Source organism: Streptomyces sp. NPDC059851 (assembly GCF_042732005.1).
GTDB lineage: Bacteria > Actinomycetota > Actinomycetes > Streptomycetales > Streptomycetaceae > Streptomyces.
The window spans coordinates 12,494-35,931 of the sequence record NZ_JBHWJJ010000025.1; the positions used below are offsets into that span (position 1 = coordinate 12,494).

19 protein-coding genes are annotated in these 23,438 nt (G+C 74.0%); 12 read left to right on the forward strand and 7 right to left on the reverse strand.

What is annotated here, in order from left to right:
* Nucleotides 1-13: 13 nt before the first annotated feature.
* On the forward strand, nucleotides 14-409 hold the full coding sequence (locus ACFV7Q_RS11760; protein WP_385426974.1) for a hypothetical protein: 396 nt from the start codon (nucleotides 14-16) through the stop codon (nucleotides 407-409).
* 81 nt (nucleotides 410-490) lie between these two features.
* On the opposite strand, the gene ACFV7Q_RS11765 is transcribed toward ACFV7Q_RS11760, so the two are convergent.
* A complete protein-coding gene (locus ACFV7Q_RS11765) occupies nucleotides 491-1,423 on the reverse strand; it encodes an ion transporter (RefSeq protein WP_385426976.1) in 933 nt (310 codons plus the stop codon).
* A 236-nt stretch (nucleotides 1,424-1,659) separates the two neighbouring features.
* Between ACFV7Q_RS11765 and ACFV7Q_RS11770 the strand changes: the two genes are divergently transcribed.
* Together ACFV7Q_RS11770 and ACFV7Q_RS11775 are read left to right on the forward strand one after the other, a co-directional pair.
* Nucleotides 1,660-2,592: a DUF1963 domain-containing protein gene (locus tag ACFV7Q_RS11770; RefSeq protein WP_385426978.1), complete on the forward strand. Its 933-nt coding sequence runs from the start codon at nucleotides 1,660-1,662 to the stop codon at nucleotides 2,590-2,592.
* Nucleotides 2,593-2,770: 178 nt separating this feature from the next.
* Complete coding sequence (locus ACFV7Q_RS11775) at nucleotides 2,771-4,477, forward strand: WG repeat-containing protein (RefSeq protein WP_385426981.1); 1,707 nt, start codon at nucleotides 2,771-2,773, stop codon at nucleotides 4,475-4,477.
* A 53-nt stretch (nucleotides 4,478-4,530) separates the two neighbouring features.
* Here the strand turns inward: ACFV7Q_RS11775 and ACFV7Q_RS11780 are convergent, their stop codons facing one another.
* Entirely contained in the window at nucleotides 4,531-5,976 is a 1,446-nt protein-coding gene (locus ACFV7Q_RS11780; protein ID WP_385426983.1) for a DUF6493 family protein, read from the reverse strand.
* An 87-nt stretch (nucleotides 5,977-6,063) separates the two neighbouring features.
* Between ACFV7Q_RS11780 and ACFV7Q_RS11785 the strand changes: the two genes are divergently transcribed.
* Both ACFV7Q_RS11785 and ACFV7Q_RS11790 read left to right on the forward strand, forming a co-directional pair.
* Entirely contained in the window at nucleotides 6,064-6,492 is a 429-nt protein-coding gene (locus ACFV7Q_RS11785) for a contact-dependent growth inhibition system immunity protein (protein ID WP_385426985.1), read from the forward strand.
* Between the two features lie 74 nt (nucleotides 6,493-6,566).
* Nucleotides 6,567-7,787, forward strand: coding sequence for a cytochrome P450 (locus ACFV7Q_RS11790; RefSeq protein ID WP_385426987.1), 1,221 nt, complete (start codon nucleotides 6,567-6,569; stop codon nucleotides 7,785-7,787).
* Here the strand turns inward: ACFV7Q_RS11790 and ACFV7Q_RS11795 are convergent.
* The 3 genes from ACFV7Q_RS11795 to ACFV7Q_RS11805 form a co-directional block, all read right to left on the reverse strand.
* Complete coding sequence (locus tag ACFV7Q_RS11795; protein WP_385426989.1) at nucleotides 7,784-8,326, reverse strand: nucleotidyltransferase domain-containing protein; 543 nt, start codon at nucleotides 8,324-8,326, stop codon at nucleotides 7,784-7,786. The genes ACFV7Q_RS11790 and ACFV7Q_RS11795 overlap by 4 nt on opposite strands.
* Nucleotides 8,327-8,430: 104 nt before the next feature.
* Nucleotides 8,431-9,321: an arginase family protein gene (locus tag ACFV7Q_RS11800; protein ID WP_385426992.1), complete on the reverse strand. Its 891-nt coding sequence runs from the start codon at nucleotides 9,319-9,321 to the stop codon at nucleotides 8,431-8,433.
* Nucleotides 9,322-9,491: 170 nt separating this feature from the next.
* Nucleotides 9,492-10,406 (reverse strand): LysR family transcriptional regulator, encoded by a 915-nt coding sequence (locus ACFV7Q_RS11805; RefSeq protein ID WP_385426995.1) that lies wholly within the window; start codon nucleotides 10,404-10,406, stop codon nucleotides 9,492-9,494.
* A 70-nt stretch (nucleotides 10,407-10,476) separates the two neighbouring features.
* On the opposite strand from ACFV7Q_RS11805, the gene ACFV7Q_RS11810 reads away from it, so the two are divergent.
* The 3 genes from ACFV7Q_RS11810 (at nucleotide 10,477) to ACFV7Q_RS11820 (ending at nucleotide 14,355) form a co-directional block, all read left to right on the forward strand.
* Nucleotides 10,477-11,430, forward strand: a complete 954-nt coding sequence (locus tag ACFV7Q_RS11810) for an NAD-dependent epimerase/dehydratase family protein (RefSeq protein ID WP_385426997.1) — start codon at nucleotides 10,477-10,479, stop codon at nucleotides 11,428-11,430.
* Nucleotides 11,427-12,332: an aldo/keto reductase gene (locus ACFV7Q_RS11815; protein WP_385427000.1), complete on the forward strand. Its 906-nt coding sequence runs from the start codon at nucleotides 11,427-11,429 to the stop codon at nucleotides 12,330-12,332. The genes ACFV7Q_RS11810 and ACFV7Q_RS11815 overlap by 4 nt, the downstream gene beginning before the upstream one ends.
* A 331-nt stretch (nucleotides 12,333-12,663) precedes the next feature.
* Nucleotides 12,664-14,355 carry an ABC-F family ATP-binding cassette domain-containing protein gene (locus ACFV7Q_RS11820; protein ID WP_385427003.1) on the forward strand — a complete coding sequence of 564 codons (1,692 nt, stop codon included), beginning with the start codon at nucleotides 12,664-12,666 and terminating at the stop codon, nucleotides 14,353-14,355.
* Between the two features lie 62 nt (nucleotides 14,356-14,417).
* Here the strand turns inward: ACFV7Q_RS11820 and ACFV7Q_RS11825 are convergent, their stop codons facing one another.
* Complete coding sequence (locus ACFV7Q_RS11825) at nucleotides 14,418-14,975, reverse strand: pyridoxamine 5'-phosphate oxidase family protein (RefSeq protein ID WP_385427005.1); 558 nt, start codon at nucleotides 14,973-14,975, stop codon at nucleotides 14,418-14,420.
* A 135-nt stretch (nucleotides 14,976-15,110) separates the two neighbouring features.
* Here ACFV7Q_RS11825 and ACFV7Q_RS11830 point away from each other — a divergent pair, with 135 nt between their 5' ends.
* From ACFV7Q_RS11830 to ACFV7Q_RS11845, 4 genes are all read left to right on the forward strand, one after another.
* Nucleotides 15,111-16,904, forward strand: a complete 1,794-nt coding sequence (locus ACFV7Q_RS11830) for a sensor histidine kinase (RefSeq protein WP_385427008.1) — start codon at nucleotides 15,111-15,113, stop codon at nucleotides 16,902-16,904.
* Complete coding sequence (locus ACFV7Q_RS11835; RefSeq protein ID WP_385427011.1) at nucleotides 16,901-17,596, forward strand: response regulator; 696 nt, start codon at nucleotides 16,901-16,903, stop codon at nucleotides 17,594-17,596. Before ACFV7Q_RS11830 ends, ACFV7Q_RS11835 begins: the two co-directional genes overlap by 4 nt.
* Before the next feature lie 187 nt (nucleotides 17,597-17,783).
* Complete coding sequence (locus tag ACFV7Q_RS11840; protein ID WP_385427014.1) at nucleotides 17,784-18,593, forward strand: ABC transporter ATP-binding protein; 810 nt, start codon at nucleotides 17,784-17,786, stop codon at nucleotides 18,591-18,593.
* Nucleotides 18,594-18,659: 66 nt separating this feature from the next.
* Nucleotides 18,660-21,227 (forward strand): ABC transporter permease, encoded by a 2,568-nt coding sequence (locus ACFV7Q_RS11845; protein ID WP_385427017.1) that lies wholly within the window; start codon nucleotides 18,660-18,662, stop codon nucleotides 21,225-21,227.
* A gap of 106 nt (nucleotides 21,228-21,333) precedes the next feature.
* Here the strand turns inward: ACFV7Q_RS11845 and ligA are convergent, their stop codons facing one another.
* The gene (ligA, locus tag ACFV7Q_RS11850) at nucleotides 21,334-23,397 is read right to left on the reverse strand and encodes an NAD-dependent DNA ligase LigA (protein WP_385427020.1); all 2,064 of its coding nucleotides are present in this window, start codon (nucleotides 23,395-23,397) and stop codon (nucleotides 21,334-21,336) included.
* Nucleotides 23,398-23,438: the final 41 nt, after the last annotated feature.

Here is a 23,438-nt window from a genome sequence, read left to right on the forward strand (position 1 = left end):
TAGGTTGGGGCGCATGAAGAAACTCGAAGGAATTCGGAAGGCCGCGGTCGTCGTTTCCGTGGCGGTCGGCTCGGTCCTCGCGCTGGCAGGGAATTCGACCGCCGCCACCGTGGCGCAGCCCAGCCCCCTTCCCGGGGTGTCGATCGAGGCGGGGCCTGTGCGGGCCCTGGGCGGGGTCGTGGAGGATCCCCTGGCTGCGGGCGGCTCCACCCAGTGCGACAGCTTCGTCAACCACGGTAAGAAGTGGACGGCGAACTGCAAGGTCATCCGGGGGCAGGCCGCCGCGTGGACCGAATGCTCGGACGGTACGGAGATCAAGGGGCCCTTCGTCGGGGTCGGCTATTGGAAATTCGGTGGCGACTGCAGTGGGCACGGCACCGTGAAGCGCTGGAAAGTCCTCACCAAGTAGACGGGCCGGAATTACGTCCGAATGGTGCTGACCCCCGACCGGTCCCGGCCGGGGGTCGTGCCCGTGTTTTCGGCAATTCCGTCAGGCCCGGACGGCCGACACCGCGGGGGTGCGGACTTCACCGCTCGTCGGGCCGGCCGCTGCGGTCGTGGCCGGGAGCCCGCGCTCCAGGGCGTCGAGCGCGGCACGGGCCTCGCCGATGCGCCTGCGGATCTCTTCGAGGTCAGCGGGTTGCCCGTCCGTGGCAGCCGCCGCGGGAGTGGTTCCGGCGGTTCCGGCGGTTCCGGCCTCCACCTGGCGTGCTTCCTCCAAGGAGTTGATGACCACGCCGATGAGGAGGTTGACCAGGACGAAGGAGCCGAGGAGGACGTACGAGGCGAAGTAGAGGATCGTCCAACGGGAGACCTCCAGCCCCGCCCGGACCGCATCGCCGAGGCCGTCCAGGGTGATGAGCAGAGACAGCGTGAGAGCGGCGCGGCCCAGTGAGCCGAAGTGCTCCGGGTCGTCGTCGGCCAGGAAGACCCATCCGACCATGGCGTACACGTACAGCAGGAGGGTGCCGACGAGCAGGAAGCTCAGCGTGCCCGGCAGGCTCTTGCCGATGGCGACGACCACGATGCGGACCTGGGGCAGGAACCGGGCCGCGCGCAGCACCCGGGCCAGGCGCAGCAGCCGGAGCACCGTGGCGTTCTCACGGGCGAAGGGGGTGAGGGCGAGGACGATCACGGCCAGGTCGAAGACGTTCCACGGATCGCGGAAGAAGTGCCGGGGCCGGTCGGCGTGTGCGGCGGCGCGCAGGAGGATCTCGACCGTGAAGGCGGCCAGGAACAGGTGCTCGGCGAGCTTGAGGCCGTCGTGCCAGTCCCGCACGACACCGTCGTAGGTCTCGATGCCCATGAGCGCGGCGTTGCCGACGATGAGGCAGAACACGGTGGTGGTGAAGGCGGCCGAGTCGACGATCCGCCGGCTGCGGGCGGCCAGGGCGCGGCGTGACGGGCCGGACCGGTGTGGCATCGAGGAGGTCCTCATCCTTGTGGAGCCTGATGGTGCATCAATTCGAGTGGATCTTAAAGGGGAATCCACCCCGACCTTCCCGGCCCCACCCCGACGGCCCCGGCCCGCCAATTTCCGTCGGCGGTCAGCCGCGCCTCTCGATGGGCCCGCTCGCCCGGTCGGCATCCGGTTCGTCGCCGGCAACGGTCGCGAGGACGTCGTGTACCGCTGTCGGCCCCCTCCTGCATGATCGGTCCATGGACGAGGACCGGATCGAAGACGTGGGGGACAGCGGGCTGCGCGAGATACCCCGGCGGTACCTAGCGGCCGAGGACGCAGCGCGTTGGGTCGCCCTGCTGCGGCCCAGCGTTCGACTGGCGGCCGAGGCCGAGTTGTGGGACGCGGCGGACATGCAGACGGCCGCACGCCTGGGCGGGCTGCCCCGGCTGCCCGACGGGACGCAATGGCCCACCGGTCCCGAGGGCGTCCGGCTGGCGTTCGTGGCGGCGGTGGACTGCGGGTCCCTCCCGGCGGGGGCGCTCGACGTGCCCCTGCCCGCAGAGGGTGTGCTCGCCTTCTTCGCTTCCACGCCGCTGGGCGAGGGCCCCCAGGGCCGGTACCGGGCCGGGGAGACGGGCCCCACGCCCGGTCGGGTCGTCCACGTCCCCGCGGACACGCCCGGTAGCGTGCGCACCGCCCCGCCGGGTGTCCCGGTCTTCCCCTCCGTCCGGCTGATCGCCCAGCGGGAAGTGGTCGCACCGTTCCCGGACCACCCGCGGGTACGGGACGCGTTCGCCGCCCACACCTGGGAGGGCCCCTATGCCCACCCCCTGTACGAGTACGACTTCCTCGACGAACTCGCCGAGTACGGGCACCGCTTCGAGCACCGGGTCGGCGGGTACCCGGTGTGTGCCGGCGACGTCGAGTACGAGGCCGCTGCCCACCGCGCCGGAAGTACGGCACGGGTCGAGCCGCGGACGGCCGGTCCACGGGAGACCGCGCGGGCGCTGGAGTGGACGCTGCTGGCACAGTTCCGATGCGACCCGGCCGAGGGGGTGCTGGGGTGCGACCCGCTGGAGGAGCCGGCCCCGCCGGGCGACCGGCGGCCCGGCACCCTGGTCTGGGTGATCCGCCGAGAGGACCTGGCACGGGGCCGCTTCGACGACGCCGTCCTCCTGAGGCAGTTCTGAGCCGTCGGCGTCGGCGTGGGCGTCCACATCGGCGTCGGCATGGGCGTGGCCCGAGCGTGGCGTGGGTGGGGGAGGAGCAGGGCGGGGCCATCGCCCGCCAGGGCGGCTGTCAGTGGGCCCGCCTACGCTCTTCCCCGGTCCCGCACTCGTCCGGCGGGCCTCGAAGGAGAGCACCACCGTGCACACCGCCCCGCCCGCGCCCCACGCCGTCCCCGTCGAGGGCTGCGCGCCCTTCGGCCGGCGCTTCGCGCTCGTCGACCGGGTGGGGCACCTCCTCCGCCCGCCGGACCTCGCTGCCGTCGGACCGTTCCACGAAGACGGCCGTGGCGGGCTCGCGGCCCCCGCCGCGGACCTCGCCGGCAGATGGGGCTACCTGGACGGGCGGGGCCGCTGGCTCGCCGACCCCGCCCTGGAGCACACCACCGACTTCGACGGCGCGGGCCTCTCCCGGTTCCTGGCCGGCGGGAAGTGGGGGTACGCCGACACCTCGGGGGCCGCGGTCGTCTCCGCCCGCTTCGAGCAAGCCGGACCGTTCCGGCACGGGCTGGCGGTCGTCCGTACGGAGACCGGCGTCGGGTACGTCGACCCGACCGGCACCGTCGTGATCGGCGGAGCCTACCTGCAGGCCGGGCAGTTCGGGCCGAACGGTCTCGGCGCCGTCCGGCTGGCGGACGGCCGCTGCGGCTACGTCGACCGGGCGGGGCACCTCGTCATCGCCGCCCGCTTCGACGGGGCCCGCCCGTTCCACGCGGAGGGCACCGCGCCCGCACTGCTCGGCGAGAAGTGGGGGCTGATCGACACCACGGGGGAGTGGGTCGTCGAGCCGCGCTTCAGCCTGTTCGACGCATTCGACGACAACGGGCTCGCGTACGTCATCGGCGGCGACACCGGCAACACGTTCGCCGGATTCGTGAACCCCCGGGGCGAGGTGGTCATCCGGCGCGAGGGGGAGATGGACGACGGACTGAGCTGCGGCCTGCTGAGGGTCGGCGACGACTACGTACGCGGCTTCCGTGACGCCACCGGCGCGTGGGCGATCGCGGACGAGTACGAATGGACCGACCGTTTCGACGCCGGCGGCGCGGCCGTGGCCCGGATGCTGGACCCCCGGGCGTGGGGCGTGCTGCGCGCGGACGGCTCGTTCACCCCCACCGCGCACCGGGAACCGCTCATCGACTCCGAGCGCTGGATCATCGGCTTCGACGGCGGACACGGCCTCGCCCCCTTCCTCACCGACGAGGGGGACGTCGTCCACGTGGGCCGTGACGGCCGCGACGTGTGCCGCGTCGAGGTCTCCGCCGCGGACGGCGGCACCGTCACCCTGCGGGACGCGGCGGGCGGGGCCGTCTGGCAGGGCATCGCCGCCCAAGGCACCTTCGAACGGCACGTGCCCTTCCTCACCGGAGACCCCCGGACGTACATCGACCACACCGAGGCCTGGGACGGCGACATCGCCGCGGTCGTGCAGGAACTGCTGGACATGCCGGCCCGCGCCTTCTACCCCTGCTCACTGATCTTCGACCGCAACGAGGACCCGTACGACCTCTCCGAGCTCGACGAGTACGACCTGGAGCGCACCGAGAACGGCGCGATGCACGTGGTCGCGAGCATCTGGCTGGCCGCCGAATGCCTCTCCGAGTACCCCTTCCTCCTGGAGAACACCCAGCACTGCTTCGACGAGATGGTCAGCACCCTGGAGCGGCGCCTGCGCGAGTGCTTCGGCGCTCCCCTCTCGGACGTGGTGAGCTGCCTCCGCGGCGGTGACGGCGAATGGTCGGCCACCTGGGAGACGGAGGACGGCCGCCACCTGGTCCTCCAGTCCTACGCCCTCGTGGGCGACGGCGACTTCGAGTTCCAGATATGGCTGGCCGTCACCGAGCCCTGACCGTGCAGGCGGTACGGCTTCGACGCCCGGGACCAGCCCTCGGCAGCCGTCGGCTACGGGGCGGTGAGCGCGTGGCTCAGGCGGCGGGCCTCGGTGACCAGCCGGGAGGACCCGGGGCGGGCGGCGACCGCCGCCACTTCGGGCGGGACCGGACCTGTCGCCCCGCAGCGCTCCGCGCAGTCGGCGGCGACGGCCAGGACCTCGCCCGCTCCCCGCAGCGAGGGCAGGAGGGCCGGCAGAACCCCGGCGAGGACGGCCCACGATGTGGCGTACGCACCTGCGGCCGCAGCAGAACGCGCCGCTTCGGCAAGCCGGTTGGGCTTGACCGTGCCGAGCGCCACCATTGCGGCGAGCTCCCTCCCGAGTAGCGGGGCGTCGAGTTCCCCCCGCATCGCCAGCACCAGCAGGGCGTCCACGGCCGGCTTCCGGCTCTCCGGGTACCGCCCGCCCAGCCCGGCCGCCACGGCGGCGTGCAGCGCGGGCCCCGCAGGCCCACCCAGCCGGGCGAGGTGGGGCAGCATCCAGGCGCCGCCGTGGTCGCCGACCGTCGCAGCCAGCGTCACGGAGGGCAGCAGCCACGCGGCCTGGGTCTCCCGGTCCTCGGGCAGCACCGACGCCCGTACGGGATGTCCTTCGTGCCAGTGGTAGCACTGGGTGAATCCCTCGTGCGGGCGGCCCAGCCAGTGGAAGGCGTCCGGGAAGTCCCGTCGTAGGACCGGCCGTTCAGCACTGGAGAAGACGACCTGCGGCACGGCGGCGCCCGCCCGCGCCCAGGCCCGGTGGGCCCGCGGGTCGGGGTGGGCGGTCCGGCGGAGCGCCGTGCCCGGCTCGCCGTCGGGGCCGAGCCAGGCGGCGAGCCGGTCACCCTCGGCGGTACCGAGGCGGGCCGCCGCTCCGGCGGCGTCCGGAGCGTCCGGATCGTCACGGCGTATGCGCAGGAGTGCCTGCCCGAAGTCGGCCGGTCCCGGCCGGATGCCCAACCGGTCGTACTGCGCGAGCCGTTCGACGAGCTCGCCCGCCGCCAGCGCACCCGTGTCCCAGGTCGGCGTGGCCAGGAGGAACGGCAGGGGGTGCTTGGACAGCAGTGCGTACCCGATCTCGCGCACGCGCGCCGTGATCACCCGCTCCAGCCCGCCCTGCCCGCACTCCTCGTGCCCGCGCTGCTCCAGCACGGACCCGGGCCCGAGGCCGTACCCCGGTACCCGCCACAGCAGCGTGGCCACGACGACGTCCAACGGGGCGAGCCGGTGTGCCTCGATCTCCTCGGGGTAGCGGTGCCCCAACGCGGCGTGCAGGGCCGTGGTGAGGGTGATGCGGTCGCGCTGCGCCTGCCGTACGAGCCCGTCGAGGGCCCGCTCGAACCCCTCCACGGTGTGGGACGCGGCGCCTGACTGGCTCTCCGTCAGCTCGACGGTCTCGGCGAGCCCGGCGGGTGCGGCGGCGAGCCGCCGCGCGGGCGGGGCGGGCGGGAGTGCGTCCTGGGCGGTGGTCCAGATCATGCCGCAAGGCTAGGGGCGCCCACTGACACCCGCCGGTGCACGTCCAGGGAGGGGACACGGGCGGACGGGCCGGGGAGAATGCGGCCCATGGATCACCTGCTGCACCTCGGCCGCACCCTCGACGAGCTGGACCCGCCCCGTTGGACGGCTCCGCCGCCCGACGCCACGCACCTCGTCCGCAAGGTGCACGCGCTGCGCTCCGTGCCGCTGGGGGAACTCCGCCCGGCGGACCTGCGCACGCTGATCTCGCAGCAGGTGGCACTGCCGTACGTGCTTCCCCTCGCCGTGCGCCTGCTCGTCGAGGAACCGCTGCTGGACGCGTACTTCTACGAAGGGGACCTGCTCCTCGCGGCAGTGGCAGCCCCGGCTTCGGCGTGGGCCGTGCTGCAGCCGCACCTCGGCGCACGGCTGCGCACGGTGATCGAGACCCTCCCCGAGCCGGCGGTCGCGGAGCTGCCCCGCGGCGCCGTCGAGGAGCTCGCCCGCTTCGTCGCCCGGACCGAAACGCCCACCTGAAACCGATATACGGACAAACCTGAAGATATATCCTCGCTCTCGATGGTGAAGGACGACGCACTCCGGGAGGCACCATGAGCGAGCAGCCGGCCGTCCTGCCCTACGCCGACCCCGCCTTCGTCGCGAACCCGTTCCCGCTGTACCGACAGCTTCGCGAGGAAGGCCCGGTGCGTCGCGCCGTCATCGCGGGCGGCGTGGAGGCCTGGCTCGTCACCCGCTACGAGGACGGGCTCGCGGCCCTCTCCGACCCCCGCCTCAGCAGCGACGTACGCGACGCCTCCGACCCCCGGCTCCTGCGGCAGCTGCCTGAAACTGAGCGCGAGTCGATGCTGAGCAACATGCTCCGCAGCGACCCGCCCGACCACACCCGCCTGCGCCGCCTGGTCTCCAAGGCGTTCACCGCCCGCAGGGTGGCCGGGATGGGGCCCCGGATCCAGGCCATCACCGACCGGCTGCTGGACGCGGTCGTCCCGAACGGCCGCGCCGATCTCGTCGCGGACTTCGCGCTGCCGCTCCCGGTCACGGTGATCAGCGAACTGCTCGGGGTGCCGGTGGACGACCGCCACGAGTTCCAGCACTGGACCGACCGCATGCTCATGCGGGGCGCCGAGCCCGTGGACCCGGCCGTGGTGAACGAGGCGTGGCGGCACATGCGGGCCTACGTCACCGGCCTCATCCGGGACAAACGCGCCCACCCCGGGGACGACCTGCTCAGCGGCCTCATCACGGCCCGTGACGAGGAGCAGCAGCTCACCGAGGACGAGCTGATCGCCATGGTGTTCCTGCTGCTCGCCGCCGGCTACGTCACCACCGTCAACCTGATCGGCGGCGGCATCGCCATGCTGCTCGCCCACCCCGACCAGCTCGACCGGCTGCGCTCCGACCCCGAGCTGCTGCCGGGCGCGGTCGAAGAGTTCCTCCGCTACGACGGCCCGGTCAGTCCCGGCATCGCCCGGTTCGCCCGCGAGGACGTGGAGATCGCGGGCGTGACCGTCCCGCGCGGCGCGACCGTACTGGTCGCCTCGGCCATCGCCGACCGTGACCCCGCCCGGTTCCCCGACCCGGACCGCCTGGACGTCACCCGCCAGGACAACGCCCACCTCGCGTTCGGGCACGGCGCCCACTACTGCCTGGGAGCGCCGCTGGCCCGGCTGGAGGGCCAGATCGCCATCGGCACGGCCCTGCGCCGCCTCCCCGGGCTGGCCCTCGCCGTGGCGCCGGGCGACATCCCCTGGCGCCCCGGCGGCCTGCGCGGCCCCGCAAGCCTCCCGGTGACCTTCAGCCCGGGCGGTTAGGAACGCGTCCTTTCCCGCTCCAGCAGTGCCGCCTCCAGCCGGGTGACGTCCTCGGCGTCCTTCCTGCGGCGGGGGCGGCCCGGAATCCAGATCGGCGTCATCTGCTTGATCTCGATCTGGGCGCGGGGGCTGATGATCCGGCACCCCACTGCCCCGATTCGGCCATCAGGGTGATCGAGCATGCCCTCCGGCCACGGCTCCCCGGCCCAGGGGCCGCCGGCGACCACGGCGCGCCCGGAACCGTCCGCGGCCAGGAGCGCGAAGCTGCTCTCCACGCCCTGCTTGCGGAAGTCGACCTGCTGGTCGGCAGGTGGCCCGGGCACGGGTTCGTGGCCGGCCCGCAGCAGGCCGTCGGTCAGGGCGTGGGCGTCCTCCGCCCGGGCGAACCAGTCGATGTCCTCGTGGTCACGCGTGACCTCGCCGAGGAAGAAGTCCATGGCCCAGCCCCCGCGTAGCCACAACTCCACACCGAGGGCCTGCGCGATCCCCACCGTCTCGCCGATCAGCTGGAGCTGCCGGGCGCTGCGTTCTTCGTCCACGGTCGAGCAGACTATGCCGCGACCCCTGGCAGGAGCAGCTCGTTTTCCGGTGGCGGGAGCGGGTCACTTCTGGGGGTCTGTCCCGGCCACCTTTGGGACGGGAGTCAACGATCGGGCCGTGCGGACAGTGACCGGCGCAGGCACTCGGTGAGCCGGGCCGCGATCCCGCCGTCGGGGTCGAGGCGGGGGTTGAAGATGGTGACGTCGAGGCCGACGGCCCGCTCGTCGGCCAGCGCCGCCCGGAGCACGGCCTCCAGCTCCGACCAGGTCAATCCCCCGGGCTGCCGGTAGTCGACGGCGGGCATGACCGCGTCGTCCAGGACATCGGCGTCGAGGTGGATCCAGTACCCGGCGGCGCCGCCGCGGGTGAGCCGGTCGACCGCACGGCGCGCCGCCGCGGCGGCTCCGACGGTACGCACCCCCTCCAGGTCGATCGCGTACAGCCCGACCGGCAGGGGCTGCATCCCGACCTCGGCCGATTCGGCGGCGTCCCGGAACCCGAACACGACCACGTCCTCGTCGCGGAGCAGCGGACCGAGCCCTTCGAGGTCGGTGAGGAGCCGAGGACCGCGGCCGGTGGCCAGGGCGAGTTCCATCGACGCCGCCTCGCCGGCCGGTTCTGCCGAGGGCTGGTAGAAATCGGTGTGGCCGTCGAGGAACAGCAGCCCGTAGCGGCCCCGGCGGCGCAGGGCCAGGAGGTTGCCGAGCAGGATGCTGCAGTCGCCGCCGAGGACCACCGGGAACCGCCCGGCGTCGAGGGCCCGGCCGACCGCATCGGCGAGCCCGACGGAGTACCGGGCGATGCCCGCCGCATTGAGGACCCCCGTCTCGGGGTCCCGCCGCGGGTCGTAGGCAGGAGCCCCGACCCGGTCGGCTCGCAGCGCCCCGGGGTGGTCCAGCAGGCCTGCGCCGAGCAGGGCCGCCGGCAGGTCCTCGACGCCGGAAGGCCGTAGGCCGAGCACGGACGGTGCCTCGATGATCGCCAGCTCCTGCACGTTCCCTTTCCCTCCGTCGTCGGGCAGCAACGGACCGGTCGGCGCTGCTCGGCCGGACGGCGCCGCCACTGCCCATGGTGGTGCACGATCCGTGCCGGGACGCCTCGGACGTGCGGCATCGGCGAAACCGGGCGCTGGCCGGACGGGCGGGCGCGCCCGTCGTCAGGGCCTCACGGTTCTGCCCGGTGGGCCCGGGCCGCGGCCGCGGCCAGCGCCTCCGCGAAGGCGGCGGTGTGCGGCGCAGGCCGGCGGCGCCGAGGAACGGCCACGCCGACGTGTCGGGCCGGGCGCGGGGGTTCGACGTCGATCACGGTGACCCCCGGTGCCGGGGCCAGCGACACCTTCGGGACCAGCGACACCCCCACCCCCGCCGCGACCAGCGTCTGGGCGAAGAAGTAGTCCGTGGTGGAGGCGGCCACCTGGAGGTCGAAACCGGCACGCTGCGCATGGCGGCGCAGGTACGCCTCGGTCTTGAGGCAGCCCAGTACCCACCGGTCCGCGGCCAGCTCCCCGAGCTCGATGCCGGCGCGCCCGGACAGGCGGTGGCCGCGCGGCAGCACGACCGAGAGCGGATCGTCCATCAGCGGGGTCCAGTCGATGCCGGGCCGTTCGGAGGGCGGGACCGGGAGGGGGCCGTCGAAGTGGTACGTGAGCGCCAGATCGGCCTCGCCGCGCCGGAGCATCGGCAGGGCTCCCTCCGGCTCGCTCTCACGCACGGTCAGCTCCACGTCCGGGTGCGCGGCCACGAACCGGGCCAGCGCCTCGGGCAGGAGGTAGCGGCCGCCACTGGTGAACGTGGCGACCGTCAGCCGGGGCCGCTCGGCGTTCAGCCGGTCGATCTGCCGGCGCACGTGGTCGAGTTCGGCCGAGATGGTCTCGCCGGCCTCCACCAGCAGCCGCCCGGCGTCGGTGAGGGTGACACCGCGGGTGCTGCGGATCGCAACCGGCCGGCCCACCGAGCGCTCCAGCACGGCGATGTGCTGGGAGACGGCCGAGGGCGTGAGCAGGAGCGCGGCCGCGGCCCGGTTGAAACTGCCGTGCTCGGCCACCGCCCGCAGGACGCGCAGCCGCTGCACATCGATCATCAGTTTTCCTTCATACGCGTTCAGCAGGAGACCAGTTCTGCTGGGGACCGTACAGCGGCAGAGTCGAGGCATGCGAAACGTATGTGTGATCGGTGGAAGCCGCTACTTCGGCAGGCACCTGGTGGAACGGCTGCGCGAGGCGGGCTCACGCGTGACGGTGGTCAACCGGGGCTCGGCTCCCGCACCGCACGGGGTCACGCACCTGGTCGCCGACCGCGACGACGAGCGGCAGCTGCGCGCCGTGCTGGGCTCCCGGACCTTCGACGCGGTCATCGACCAGGTGTGCTACGCGCCGGGGCAGGCGGCAGTCGCCCGCCGGGTCTTCGCCGGCCGGACCGGCCGCTACGTGATGACCTCGACGGTCGAGGTGTACGACCCGGCGACGCGGACACCGGCCCCGGCCCCGGCCCGCGGCGCCGGGATCCCGGTCCCCGAGGACCTCCTCGACCCGGTCGGTCGACCCGTGCCCGGCGTCCCGGCCGGCACGGACGGGGCGACGGCGTACGCGGAGGGCAAGCGGCAGGCCGAAAGCGTGCTCCTCACCGACCCGGTCTTCCCGACCGCCGTCGTGCGTACCGCCCACGTCCTGGGCGGCGGCCGGGCCGAATTCACCGGACGGCTCGCGCACTACACCGACCGGATCTCCGCCGGGGAGCCCGTCCTGGCCCACCGGCGGGCGTACCCGACCACGTTCATCCACCACCGGGAGATCGCCGAGTTCCTGCACTGGACGGCCGCGGCGTCGTTCACCGGACCGGTCAACGCCTGCTCGCACGGCGCGCTGACCGTGACCGGACTCGGCGACCTGGTGGCCGAACGGGCCGGGACGACACCGCGCTACACGCTCGTGGAGGCCGGAGCGGCCGCGTCGCCGTTCTCGTACGACCGCCACTACCCGATGGACAACGGGCGGGCGACCCGCCTGGGCTTCGCCTTCGGCCGGGTGACGGACTGGATGCCGCAGGCGGTCGACGAGGCCCTCGCCGCGCGCCCGGACGCGATCCGGGGCGGGGGTGCGCGGTGACGGTCGAACGCTTCATCGGCGGGGTGCGGGTGTCGGCGGTCGGACTCGGCGCCATGCCCCTGTCCGTGGAAGGCCGCCCCGACCGGCGGCAGGCCCTCGCCACCCTGCACGCCGCGCTGGACGCCGGCGTCACCCTCCTCGACACGGCCGACTCGTACCACTGGCATGCCGGCGAGACCGGCCACAACGAGCAGCTCATCGCACGGGCGCTGGCCGACCGCGGCCAGGACCGGGACACCGTACTGGTGGCCACCAAGGGCGGCCGCGGCCGGCCCGGCGACGGCTCGTGGACCGTGGACGCCCGTCCCGAGCACCTCCGGCGCGCCTGCGAGGCCTCGCTGCACCGGCTGGGGGTCGACACCATCGGGCTGTACCAGCTGCACAAGCCCGACCCGCAGGTGCCCTGGGCGGAATCCGTCGGCGCCCTGCGGGAACTGGCCGAGGCGGGCAAGATCCGCGCGGCCGGGATCTCCAACGTCACCGTCGGGCAGCTCGACGAGGCCCGGCTGGTCCTGGGCGACCTGCTGGTCTCCGTACAGAACCAGTACTCGCCCGCCGTCCGTGACAGCGAACCGCAGCTGCGCCGCTGCGCCGAACTCGGCATCGCCTTCCTGCCCTGGAGCCCGCTGGGCGGGATCTCGCGCAGCTCACTGGACGGCCCGTCGGGCCCGACGTCGTCCGGCACGGCCTTCCACGAGGTCGCCGCCGAACACGGGGTCAGCCCGCAGCGGGTGTGTCTGGCGTGGCTGCTGTCCCGGGCACCGGTGGTGATCCCGATCCCCGGCGCCTCCCGCCCGCACAGCGCCCGGGACTCGGCGTCCGCCGCCAGCCTGGTGCTGACGGCGGGCCAGATGGCCCGCCTGGACGCCACTGTGGAGGGCTGGAAGGCAGGGGCGAGCTGACTCCGCACCGGCCGGGCGGCCACTGCACGGCCGCCCGCCGGCTGCCGGCCGCACGAAAAGGACACGCCCCGGTCCCCGGCTGACCGCTACGGTGGGCGCATGGGCAGTTTCCACTTCTTCCTCTGATTCCCGGGACCGGGAACACACCGACCCCCGGCAGCGCACCGATCCAGCGTTCCCGCTGATCGGTCGGCCGTCACGGCGCCCGCACGCAGTGCGAGGTGCGCCAGGGTCGCACGTTCCCACGACACGTCCCAGTGCCCACAGCGGCCGGGCCCCCTCCGCCGGGGCCTGCCGGCCGCCGGCCGCCGCCACGTCAGGGAAGAAGAACATGCGCGACCGCGCCCACCACCCCTCGGTCCCCCCGACCGCGCCCGCCCGCCGATCCCAGCTCGCCGTCCGCGACCTCACCAAGGAATTCGGGCCCCGCCGCGTCCTCGACCGGGTCTCGTTCACCGTCCGCCCCGGCGAGCGGGTCGCCGTCGTCGGCGAGAACGGGTCCGGTAAGTCCACCCTCATCCGCCTCCTCGTCGGCCTCGACGCCCCCGACGCGGGAGAGGTCACACTCCACGCCCCCGGCGGGGTGGCGCACCTCGCCCAGACCTCCCCCCTGCCGCCCACGGCCACCGTCCGCGACGCCATCGACTCCGACCTCGCCGAGCTGCGCGCCCTGGAACGCGAGCTGCGCAGCGCCGAACAGACCCTCGCCGACGCCTCGACTGACGCACTCACCCACTACGGCGAACTGCTGGAGACCTTCGCCGAACGGGGTGGGTACGAGGCGGACGCGCGGGTAGCCGCCGCCCTCGACGGGCTCGGCATCGGCGGGATCGACCGCGAGCGGCCCCTCGGCACCCTCTCCGGCGGCGAACGCTCCCGGCTGGCCCTCGCCGGCGCCCTCTGCGCGGGCGCCGAACTCCTCCTCCTGGACGAGCCGACGAACCACCTGGACGCCGACGCCGTCACCTGGCTGCACCGCCGGCTCGCCACCCACCGGGGCACGGTCCTGGCCGTCACGCACGACCGCGCCTTCCTACGGGCGTACGCCACCACCATCCTGGAGGTCGACGCGGACACCCGCACCGTGCGCCGCTACGGCGACGGCTGGGACGGCTACCGGGCCGCCCGCGAGACCGAACGGCGCCGGCTCGCCCAGGAGCACCGCGAGTGGCTGGAGGAGACGGCCCGCGCCGAGGCCCTCGTCGACACGACCGGCACCCGGCTCGCGAGCACCGGCAAGGACCCCCGGCAGGGCTTCGGCAAACACCGGCGCTCCTCGGAGGCCAAACTGTCCGGCCGGGTCCGGGCCGCGCGGGCCCGACTGGAACACCTCCGCGCCCACCCGGTGTGCCCGCCCCCGGACCCCCTCCGCTTCACCGCCACCCTGAGCCCGCTCACGGACACGGCGGCGGAGACGCCGCGCCCACCGGTGATCGAGGTCGAAGGGGTGGTCGTCGGCGACCGGCTCCGGGTGCCCGTACTGCAGGTCCCGGCCGGCGGCCGCCTGCTGGTCACCGGCCCCAACGGGGCCGGCAAGACCACGCTCCTGCGCCTCCTCGCAGGCATCCGTCGCGCCGACGCCGGACACGTCCGGGTCCGGGCCAGCGTCGGCTACCTCCCGCAGGAACCGGCCCCCCTGCCCGCCGGCCCCGCAACCACCCTCCTCTCCGCGTACGCCGCCGGCCGCCCCGGCCCGGCGGACGACCACGCGGACGCACTCCTCGCCACGGGCCTCTTCCGCCCGGAAGACCTGCTGATCCCGGCCGCCGGCCTGTCGGCCGGTCAACGCCGCCGGATCGAACTGGCGCGACTGGTGTCCCGTCCCACCGACCTGCTCGTCCTGGACGAGCCGACGAACCACATCGCCCCCGCCCTCACCGACGAGTTCCAGGAGGCGCTGACCCGCTACCCCGGCGCCGTCGTCCTCGTCACCCACGACCGGGCACTGGTGGACGCCTTCCCGGGCGCCCGCCTCCACCTCGTGGCCGGCCGTCCGGCCGCTCCTCGACCGCCGCTCCACTGAACGGCCACGCGTGGGCCGCCGCGGCAGCCCACGCGTGGCGGACGGCCCGACCGGGGACGTCCTCAGAACGTCCAGCGTGTGTGGGTGTACACCCCGCTGTCGCGGCCGAAGCCGTACGCGGTGGTCGGGGCCACCGCGAACACCACCGCCTTCCCCTGACGGAAGGCGTCACCGATCCCGTGGAAGGTGCCCTCGGGCGAGGTGATGTGCGCCCCGTACTTCGCCTCGTACGCCGCGATCACCTTCTCCAGCGCCGCCGGGTCGGCGATCGGGTGCGCCCTGCCCTCCACCACCAGGTCGAGCCCTTCGGTGAGCGAGTTCCCACCGGTCGTCAGCGCGCAGTGCGTGTCATGGGCGAGGTTCTTCGCCTTCTGTTCGCCCGGGCCGGTGGAGAAGTACAGCACGCCATCGTGCCAGGCGGTGATCACGGGCGTGACGTGCAGCCTTCCGTCGGGCCGCACCGTGGAGACCCAGAAGATCTCGGCGGTCGCCAGGTGCCGCTGGGCATCGGCCCAGTCAGTGGGGGTGACGTCCTCGGCCCCCGGGCGGGGGTTGAGCGCGGAACTGTAGCGGGCGTCGAGCTCGGTCGTGGGCTGCTGTGCGGATCCGTGGGTCGGCATGGCAGTTCTCCTTCCTGTTGCCCTCCGTAACGACCGGCCGCCCGGACCGGGATCACCGGCGCGCCCGTTCGGGTCCGTCCGGACTCAGCTCGCGCCTCTGTCTTTCGGTAGAGGGGCGGATCCGCCGTGAGGTGCATGCCCTCGCCTCTTCCGGTATCGATACTGGTCAGCGTGTTGCGTACCGCTCCGTTCCGTCGCCCTGTCCCTGGTCGTCCATCCGCCGGGCCCTCCGGCCGGGCCGTCCGCGCGTCGGTGGAGACGGTCGGGGTGGTGCTCGCGGGGCTGGGCGTGTGGGTGGCGGTCGCGGGCCTGGAGCTGCTGCCCCACCCGTACGCGCCCGTGCCGGCGCTGGCGTTCGGTGCTGCGCTCTTCCCGCTGCGCCGCCGCTTCCCCGCGACCGTGCTCCTCGCCCTCGCCGCGCTGACGGGTCCGGCGTTCTGCGTCGGCCCGGTCACGGCGGCGACCGCCTACACGGTGGCGCGGCGGACGGTCGTGGCGCGGCGGCGGGCCCGGCTGCTGGCGGCCGCGGCTGCTCTGCTCGTCGTCGCCGCGGCCGTCGCCGCACCGTGGCCCGGTCCGGGGCAGGTGCCGTACGGACTCGCGCTCGGGCTGATCCTCGCCCCGACCGCCGTGATCGTCCCCGGGCTGGTCGGCACCGCCCACGGGCAGCAGCGCCGGCTCGTACGGGCCCTGCGCGAGCGCGGGGACGCGGCCGAACGGGCCCGCCGCCTCGCCGACAGCGAGGCCCGCATCCACGAACGCTCGCGCATCGCCGCCGAGATGCACGATCTGGTGGGGCACCGGCTCAGCCTCATCTCGCTGCACGCCGGCGGGCTGGAACTGGCCCTGGAGCGGGCCGACCCCGAGCTGCGCGGGGAGGCCCTCCTGGTGCGGCGGACGACCCGCGACGCGATGCGGGAGCTGCGTCAGGCCCTCGGGGTGCTCGGGCCGCTGGGCCGCGACACCGGGCCCGAGGCGCTCACCGACGCCACCGGGACCCGTGCCGACGTCGAGGCCCTGGTGGCGGAGTCCCGGGACGGCGGGATCGCCGTACGCCTCGACTGGACCGGTCCCGACCTCGACGCACGGCCCGCGCCGGTACGCCGCGCAGTGCACCGGCTGGTACGGGAGTCCCTGACCAACGTGCACCGCTACGCGAGCGCCGCCCACGTCACGGTGACGGTGGTGCACGGCGGCGCGACGGTCCGGGTCACCGTCCGCAACGGCGCCCCGCCCCCGCCCCACGTGCCCGCAGCCGACGGGGGCACCGGCCGTGGGCTCACGGGTCTACGGGAGCGGGTGGAGCTGCTGGGCGGGACGTTCGACGCCGGCCCGCTGCCGACCGGCGGTTTCCGGGTCGACGCGGTCGTACCGGCCGAAATCGGCGACGCCCCGGCCCCCGGCCGACCGGGAGCCGGACCGCTGGAAGCGGACGGGCTACCCGGCACGCACGGCACGGCCACCGAGGACGCACACGACGTCGAACACGCCGACGGGGGCGAGGACGCCAAGGACGCCGAGGACGCCGGACACGCCGGGGCAGGGGCCGCGCACGTGTTGACGCTCGCCCTCGGGCTGCTGGCGCTGAGCGTGCTGATGGCCCTCGGGACCGCCTTCGTCCACGCCACCGCGCCGCGGAAGGACTCCGCCGGACCGCGCCCGCTGCCCCGCGTCGGCATGACGTACGACGACGTCGCGGGACTGGGCGTCCTGGACAACGCCGCGGTCCGGGCGGCGGCCACCGGCCACGAGCCGCCCCGCCCCGCCGGCACGGCCGGCTGCACCTACCCGTTCAACGGCGGCACCGAGTCCCGCCCCGGCGCCCTGCGGGTCGCCCGCTACTGCTTCGACGCCACACGGCGTCTCATCGCCATCGACCGCTTCACCGTCCCGTCCGTCCGGGACGCCGCACCCTGGGAGACCCCGTGACCGAGTCCGACCGGCCCGACCGGCCCGACCGGCCCGTCCGTGTCCTGCTCGCCGACGACGAAACGATGATCCGGCACGGCGTCCGCCTGATCCTGCGGCACGCCGACGGCATCGAGGTCGTCGCCGAGGCCCGCGACGGACGGCAGGCCGTCGAGCTCGCCGCCGCACACCGACCCGACGTGGTGCTGCTGGACATCCGGATGCCGGGGTGCGACGGACTGGCCGCGATCGCCCCGCTGCTCGCCCTCGACCCCGCGCCGCGGGTGGTCATGCTGACCACCTTCGGCGACGACGACAACGTCGTCCGGGCCCTCCGGGAGGGCGCTGCCGGGTTCCTGCTGAAGGACGAAGGCCCCCAGGAGCTGATCAGCGCGGTACGTGCGGCGGCCGCCGGGGACGCCGTGCTCTCTCCCGGCGTGACCGGGGCAGTGATCTCCCGCATGCTGCGCGCCGGCGGCCCCCACGACGCCGGCGGCGCGGCCACGGACGAGCGGATCGCGCGACTCACCGGCCGGGAACGGGAGGTTCTGGCGATGCTCGGCGAGGGCCTGTCGAACCAGGACATCGCCGCGCGGCTCGGCATCGGGACCGGCACGGTGAAGACCCACGTGGGTTCCATCCTGGACAAGACCCGTTCGACCAGCCGGGTGCAGGCCGCGTTGTTGGCCCACCGGACCGGCCTGGCCGGCTGACCCGGGGGCGGAGGCCCCGTCCGCTCCTCTGCCCTTCGGTAGAGGGGAAACCGCCTGCATTGCCCTTTCGGTAGAGGGCAACTCCCGCCTACAGGGCGATGTTTGCGCAGCTCAGGGCCATGACGATGGATGCATCCCCGGCCCGCGGAACTCCTTGCGGGCCGTCGCACGCCAGGGCGGAGCATCCATGTCGCAGACGTTTCCTTCTTCCACTTCCTCCTCCTCGTCATCGTTCTCCTCCGGCACGCCCGGTACGGAGCCGGCCGCCCGCGCGTCCGGCCTGACCAAGACGTACGGGAAGGGCGAGACCCGGGTCACCGCTCTGGAGGCGGTGACCGTGGACTTCGCGCGGGGCAGGTTCACCGCCGTCATGGGCCCCTCCGGCTCCGGCAAGTCCACGCTGATGCACTGCATGGCCGGACTGGACACCGTCACCTCGGGATCGACCCGGATCGGCGGCGTCGAACTGTCCACCCTGAACGACCGGCAGCTCACCAGACTGCGGCGGGAGAAGGTCGGCTTCGTCTTCCAGGGCTTCAACCTCCTGCCCACCCTCACCGCGCTCGAAAACATCACCCTGCCCCTGCGGCTGGCCGGCCGGCAGCCCGACCCCGCATGGCTGGACACCGTCGTCGCCACCGTCGGCCTCGCGGGCCGCCTCGCCCACCGCCCCACCCAACTCTCGGGCGGCCAGCAGCAGCGCGTCGCCGTGGCCCGCGCCCTGGTCTCCCGCCCGGAGATCGTGTTCGCCGACGAGCCGACCGGCAACCTCGACTCCCGATCCGGCGCCGAGGTCCTCGGCTTCCTGCGCGACTCGGTACGGGAACTGGGCCGGACCGTGGTGATGGTCACCCACGACCCCGTCGCCGCCTCCTACGCCGACCGCGTGGTGTTCCTCGCGGACGGCCGCCTCGTGGACGAACTGCACGGGCCCACGTCCGGCGCCGTCCTGGACCGGATGCTCGCGTTCGAAGCCCAGGGCCGCGCCCACCGCTGACCGCGTACCGCCCCCGGACCGCCGGGTTCCCCTCCCGCTCCCTCCGCACCCTTTCGAAAGTCCACCATGCTGCGAACAGCCCTGCGCAACGCCCTCGCGCACAAGGCCCGCCTGACCATGACCGTCCTCGCGGTCTGCCTCGGGGTCGCGTTCATCTCCGGCTCGCTCGTCTTCGTCGACTCCACCACCGCCGCCCACCGCGCTTCCCTGTCGAAGAACCACGCCGGCACCGCGGTCACCGTGGACCCGAAGTACCCCCCGGGAACCCCCCTGGGCGAGCGCACCACCGCCCTCGACGACGCCCTCGTGGCCCGGCTGGCCGCCGTACCCGGCGTCGCCGGGGCCCGCCCGACCGTCGACGGCTCGGTCACGCTGGCCGCCAAGGACGGCTCGCCGATGCGTGCCGACAACGCGATGGGCAAACTGGCCGCCGCGTACGTCCCCGGCACCGACGGCAAAGACGGCCGCTACCCGCTGACGGCCGGCCGCGCCCCGCGCGCCGACGGCGAGGTGGCCCTGGACCGGGGCACGGCAGCGGCCGGCAGGTACTCCCTCGGCGACTCCGTCACCATGGCCACCGACGGGCCCGTGCTGCGGATGCGGCTCGTCGGCCTCGTCTCCACCGACGACACCCGGGTCACCTCCGGCGGCACCCTCGCCGTGTTCGACAAGGCCACCGCACAGCGGCTGTTCGCCCACCCGGGCGGCTACACCGGGATCGACCTGTCCGCCGTGCCCGGCACTGACCCGTCCGAACTCGCCCGGCGCATCGGTGCGCTGCTGCCGGCCGACCGGGCCGAGGCGACCACCGCGACCGCGAAGGCCGACCAGCAGCAGGTCTTCATCGACACCAAGACACGCAGCCTTGCCCGGCTGCCCATGCTCTTCGCCGCGGTATCGCTCTTCATCGGCTCGTTCCTCGTCATCAACACCTTCAGCATGCTCATCACGCGACGCTCCCGGGAGATCGCCCTGCTCCGGGCCATCGGCGCCACCCGCGGCCAGGTCGTCGGCTCCGTACTCGCCGAGGCGGCCCTCGTCGGCCTCGGCGCATCCCTACTCGGTTTCGCCCTCGGGCTCGGCGTCGCCACCGCCCTGCCCGGCCTGCTCGGTACCGGCGGCGATCTGCTGCCGCAGGGACCGCTGGTGATCGGTCCCGCCCCGGTGCTCGCCTCCCTCGCCGTCGGAGTCGGCGTCACGGTCCTCGCCGCATGGCTGCCGTCCCGCCGCGCGTCCCGCATCGCCCCCGTGGAGGCGATGCGCACCGCCGAGCAGCCGGCTCCCGCGGCGCTGTCCCGGATCCGGGGCGGGGTCGGCGCGGCCGTACTCCTCACCGGCACCGGCCTGCTGCTCTCGCTGAGCGACGCCAAGGACGCCTCGGACGGGAACCTGCGGACCGCGCTGCTCGGCTGCGGCATCCTCGTGACCGGCCTGATCCTCCTGGCCCCGCTCCTGGCGGGCCCGGTGATCCGCCTCCTCGGCCGGCTCACCTCACGCCTCGGCGCCGCCGGCGACCTCGCGAAGGACAATGCCCTGCGCGATCCCCGCCGTACCGCCACCACCGCCGTCGCCCTGATGATCAGCACCGCCCTGGTCTCCGGACTGGCCGCCATCGACCACTCCTCCAGCCGGGCCCTGGACTCCCAGGCAGCCGCCGGCCTGAGCGCCGACTACGTCATCAGCACCCGCAACACCACCACCGCCGTCGACCCGGCCGCCCTCCAGCGCCTCGCCGCCGTCCCCGGCGTCACCACCGTCTCCGCCGTCGCGGATTCGACCCTCTCCACGGGCGCGCTCGTCCGACAGGTCTCGGGCGTCGACCCGAAGACCGTGCGGGAGGTCATGGAGCTGACCTTCACCAGCGGCTCCGCGACCGACATCGGACCGGGCCGGATCGCCGTCTCCAGCAGCTTCGCCCGCGAGAACCGGATCAGCACCGGCGGCCGTATCGACGCGAGCATCGGCCCCGGTCAGGGCGACCGCGAGCGCCCCTACACCGTCGCCGGCATCTACCAGGACAACCCCACCGCCCAGGACGTCCTCGCCTGGCGCGGCGACGTCCAGCAGAACGGCCACCTGCGCGACTCCGTCCAGCGCGTCCTCGTACGCACCGAGGACGGCGCAGCCCCGGCGGACCTGGAGAAGCGGCTGCGCGGCGCGGTCGACGACAGCCCCCTGCTGAAGGTCCGGAGCCGCGCCCAACTCGTCAGGGAGCAGGCCGGAACCGCCGGCGAACTGATCACCATGGTCTTCGGGCTCCTCGCCCTCGGCGTGGTCATCTCCTCCCTCGGCATGGTCAACACACTCGTCATGTCGGTCTCCGAACGCACCCGGGAGATCGGTGTCCTGCGCGCCATCGGCATGGACCGTGCCGGCATCCGCCGCATGATCCGCCTCGAATCCCTCGCGGTCGCCGCGTACGGCACCCTGCTGGGGCTGGCCGGCGGCCTGTTCGGCGCGTGGAGGGTCAGTGGCCTGGCCAACGGAGCCATCCCCCAGTACGCCTTCACCCTCCCTTGGGGCACCCTCACCCTCGTCGTCGCCCTCTCCCTGGCCGTCGGCGCCGCCGCGGCCGCCCTCCCCGCCCGTCGGGCCGCGGCCCTGGGCCCCCTGCAAGCCGTCGCGCACGCCTGAGCACCCCGGCCCCGCCAGACCGGACGACGGCCCGGGGGTGTTCCCCGGGCCGTCGTCGGCCCGGCGGTCGATGGTGGCGGGGAGACGTCGTACGGCGGTGGCCGGGTCAGCCCAGATGGTCGGCGACCAGGGCCGCGAAGGCCTCCGGGGTGAGGACCTCCACGCCGAGCTCGGCGGCCTTGACCGCCTTCGAGCTCGGCTTGCCGCTCGCCGAAGGCGCGGCGACCAGGACGGACGTCTTGGAGTTGACGCTGCTGCCCGCGCGCCCTCCCGCCCTCTCGATGAGCGCGTTCATCTCGGACCGGCCGAACGCCTCCAGAGGGCCGGCCATCTTGCCGGTGACGACGACGACCTTCCCGTCCAGTGGCCCCGCACCCTGCGTTGCGGACGGCTCCTCGGGCTCGGTCATGTTGACCCCCGCCGCGATCAGCTTGTCGATCACCGGGGCCAGGGCGGCGACCTGCTCGACGATGACCGGCGCCTTCTCCGGGCCGATGCCCTCCACGTCCTGCATCGCCGCCGCGTCGGCCCCGCGGATCGCCTCCATCGTGCCGAAGTGCCGGGCTATGCGGCGTGACATGCTGCGACCGGTACCGAGCACGCCCAGTGCACAGAAGACGCGGCTGAGGGGCCGGGACGCGGCGGCCGTGATCTGTTCGGCGAGCTTGGCGCCCCGCTTGGCGCTGCCGGACGCGGCGGTCAGCTGGTCGACGGTGAGGGTGAAGAGGTCGGCGACATCGGTGACGGCGCCGGACTCGACGAGGGCCGCCACGTACGTCTTGCCGAGCCCGTCGATGTCGAGCATCTCGCGACCGGCGGCGTACTCGATCAGCGCCGGCAGCGCGCACGAGGTGCCCTTCGCGCAGCGCCACCGCTCCTGAGCCTTGTTGATCTCGCCGCCGCAGCGGGGGCAGGAATCGGGCAGCGGCACTTCCGCCGCACCGGCCGGGCGCAGTCGCACCACGGCCGCCTGGACGCGCGGGATGATGTCGCCGGCCTTGTAGACGGTCACGGTGTCGCCGAGGTGGAGGTCGCGGCGGCGGATGTCGGCGGGGTTGTGCAGGGTGGCCCGGGTGACGGTGGTGCCGTCGATCTCGACCGGGGCGAGGATCGCGGTCGGAGCGAGGACCCCGGTGCGGCCGACCTCCCACACCACGTCCTCCAGCACCGTCTGCCGCTCGACCGCGGGCAGCTTGAACGCGACGGCCCAGTACGGGAACCGCGTACCGAACCCGGCCGTTTCCTGTTCGGCGGTGTCGTTCAGCTTGACGACGACGCCGTCGATGCCGACCGGCAGTTCTGCCCGCACGGCAGCGATCGCGTCGACCTGCTGCTGCGCCCCGGCGAGGTCGGCGACCACGCGGAGCCCGGCGGCGGAGTCCGCGGTCGTCTGCGCTCCGGCCGCGGCCACGGCGGCCAGGGCCTCGGCGTGCGTGCAGCCGGCCGGCAGGAAGGATTCGCCGTCCAGCTCCACCGCACCGTACGCCCAGAACGTCATCCGGAGCCGGTACGGCCGGTCCTTCGCCCGCAGGGTGCCCGCCGTACCGTTGCGGGGGTTGGCGAAGACCTGCGCACCGTGGGCGGTGCGGACCTCGTTCGCCGTCTCGAACTGCTCCTGGGTGAAGGCCACCTCGCCGCGGACCTCCACGGTGGACGCCTGTGCCAGCTGCTCGGGGAGCCCGTCGATCTGGCCGATGACATGGCTGACGTCCTCGCCGTGACTGCCGTCGCCGCGGGTGATGACCTGCACCAGTCGGCCGTCGCGGTACCGGGCGGCCACGGCCGCCCCGTCGATCTTCGGCTCGACGGTGAACCCGCCCTCCGGGGCACGGCCCAACCGGCGCTGGACGGAGGCACCCCAGGCCAGCAGGCCCTCGGCGTCGAAGACGTTGTCCAGGCTCAGCAGGCGGGTGGTGTGCGCGACGTCCCCGGTCGGGGCCGCCCCGTCGGCGACGAGACCGGTGGGGGAGTCCGCGGAGACCTCGGCAGGGTTCTCCTGCTCCCAGGCGAGGACGGCCAGCCGGAGCCGGTCGTACGAGGCGTCGTCCAGGGCGCTGTCACCGTCACCGTAGTACGCCTGCGAGGCCTCGCGCAGGAGTTGGAGAGCGGCCACGTAGCCGGTGCGGTCGGACATGCGGAACAACGCCTCATCGGCGGTAAGGATCGTCATACCGCTGATCCTCTCGCGGGGGTCTGACAATGGCCTCCGGC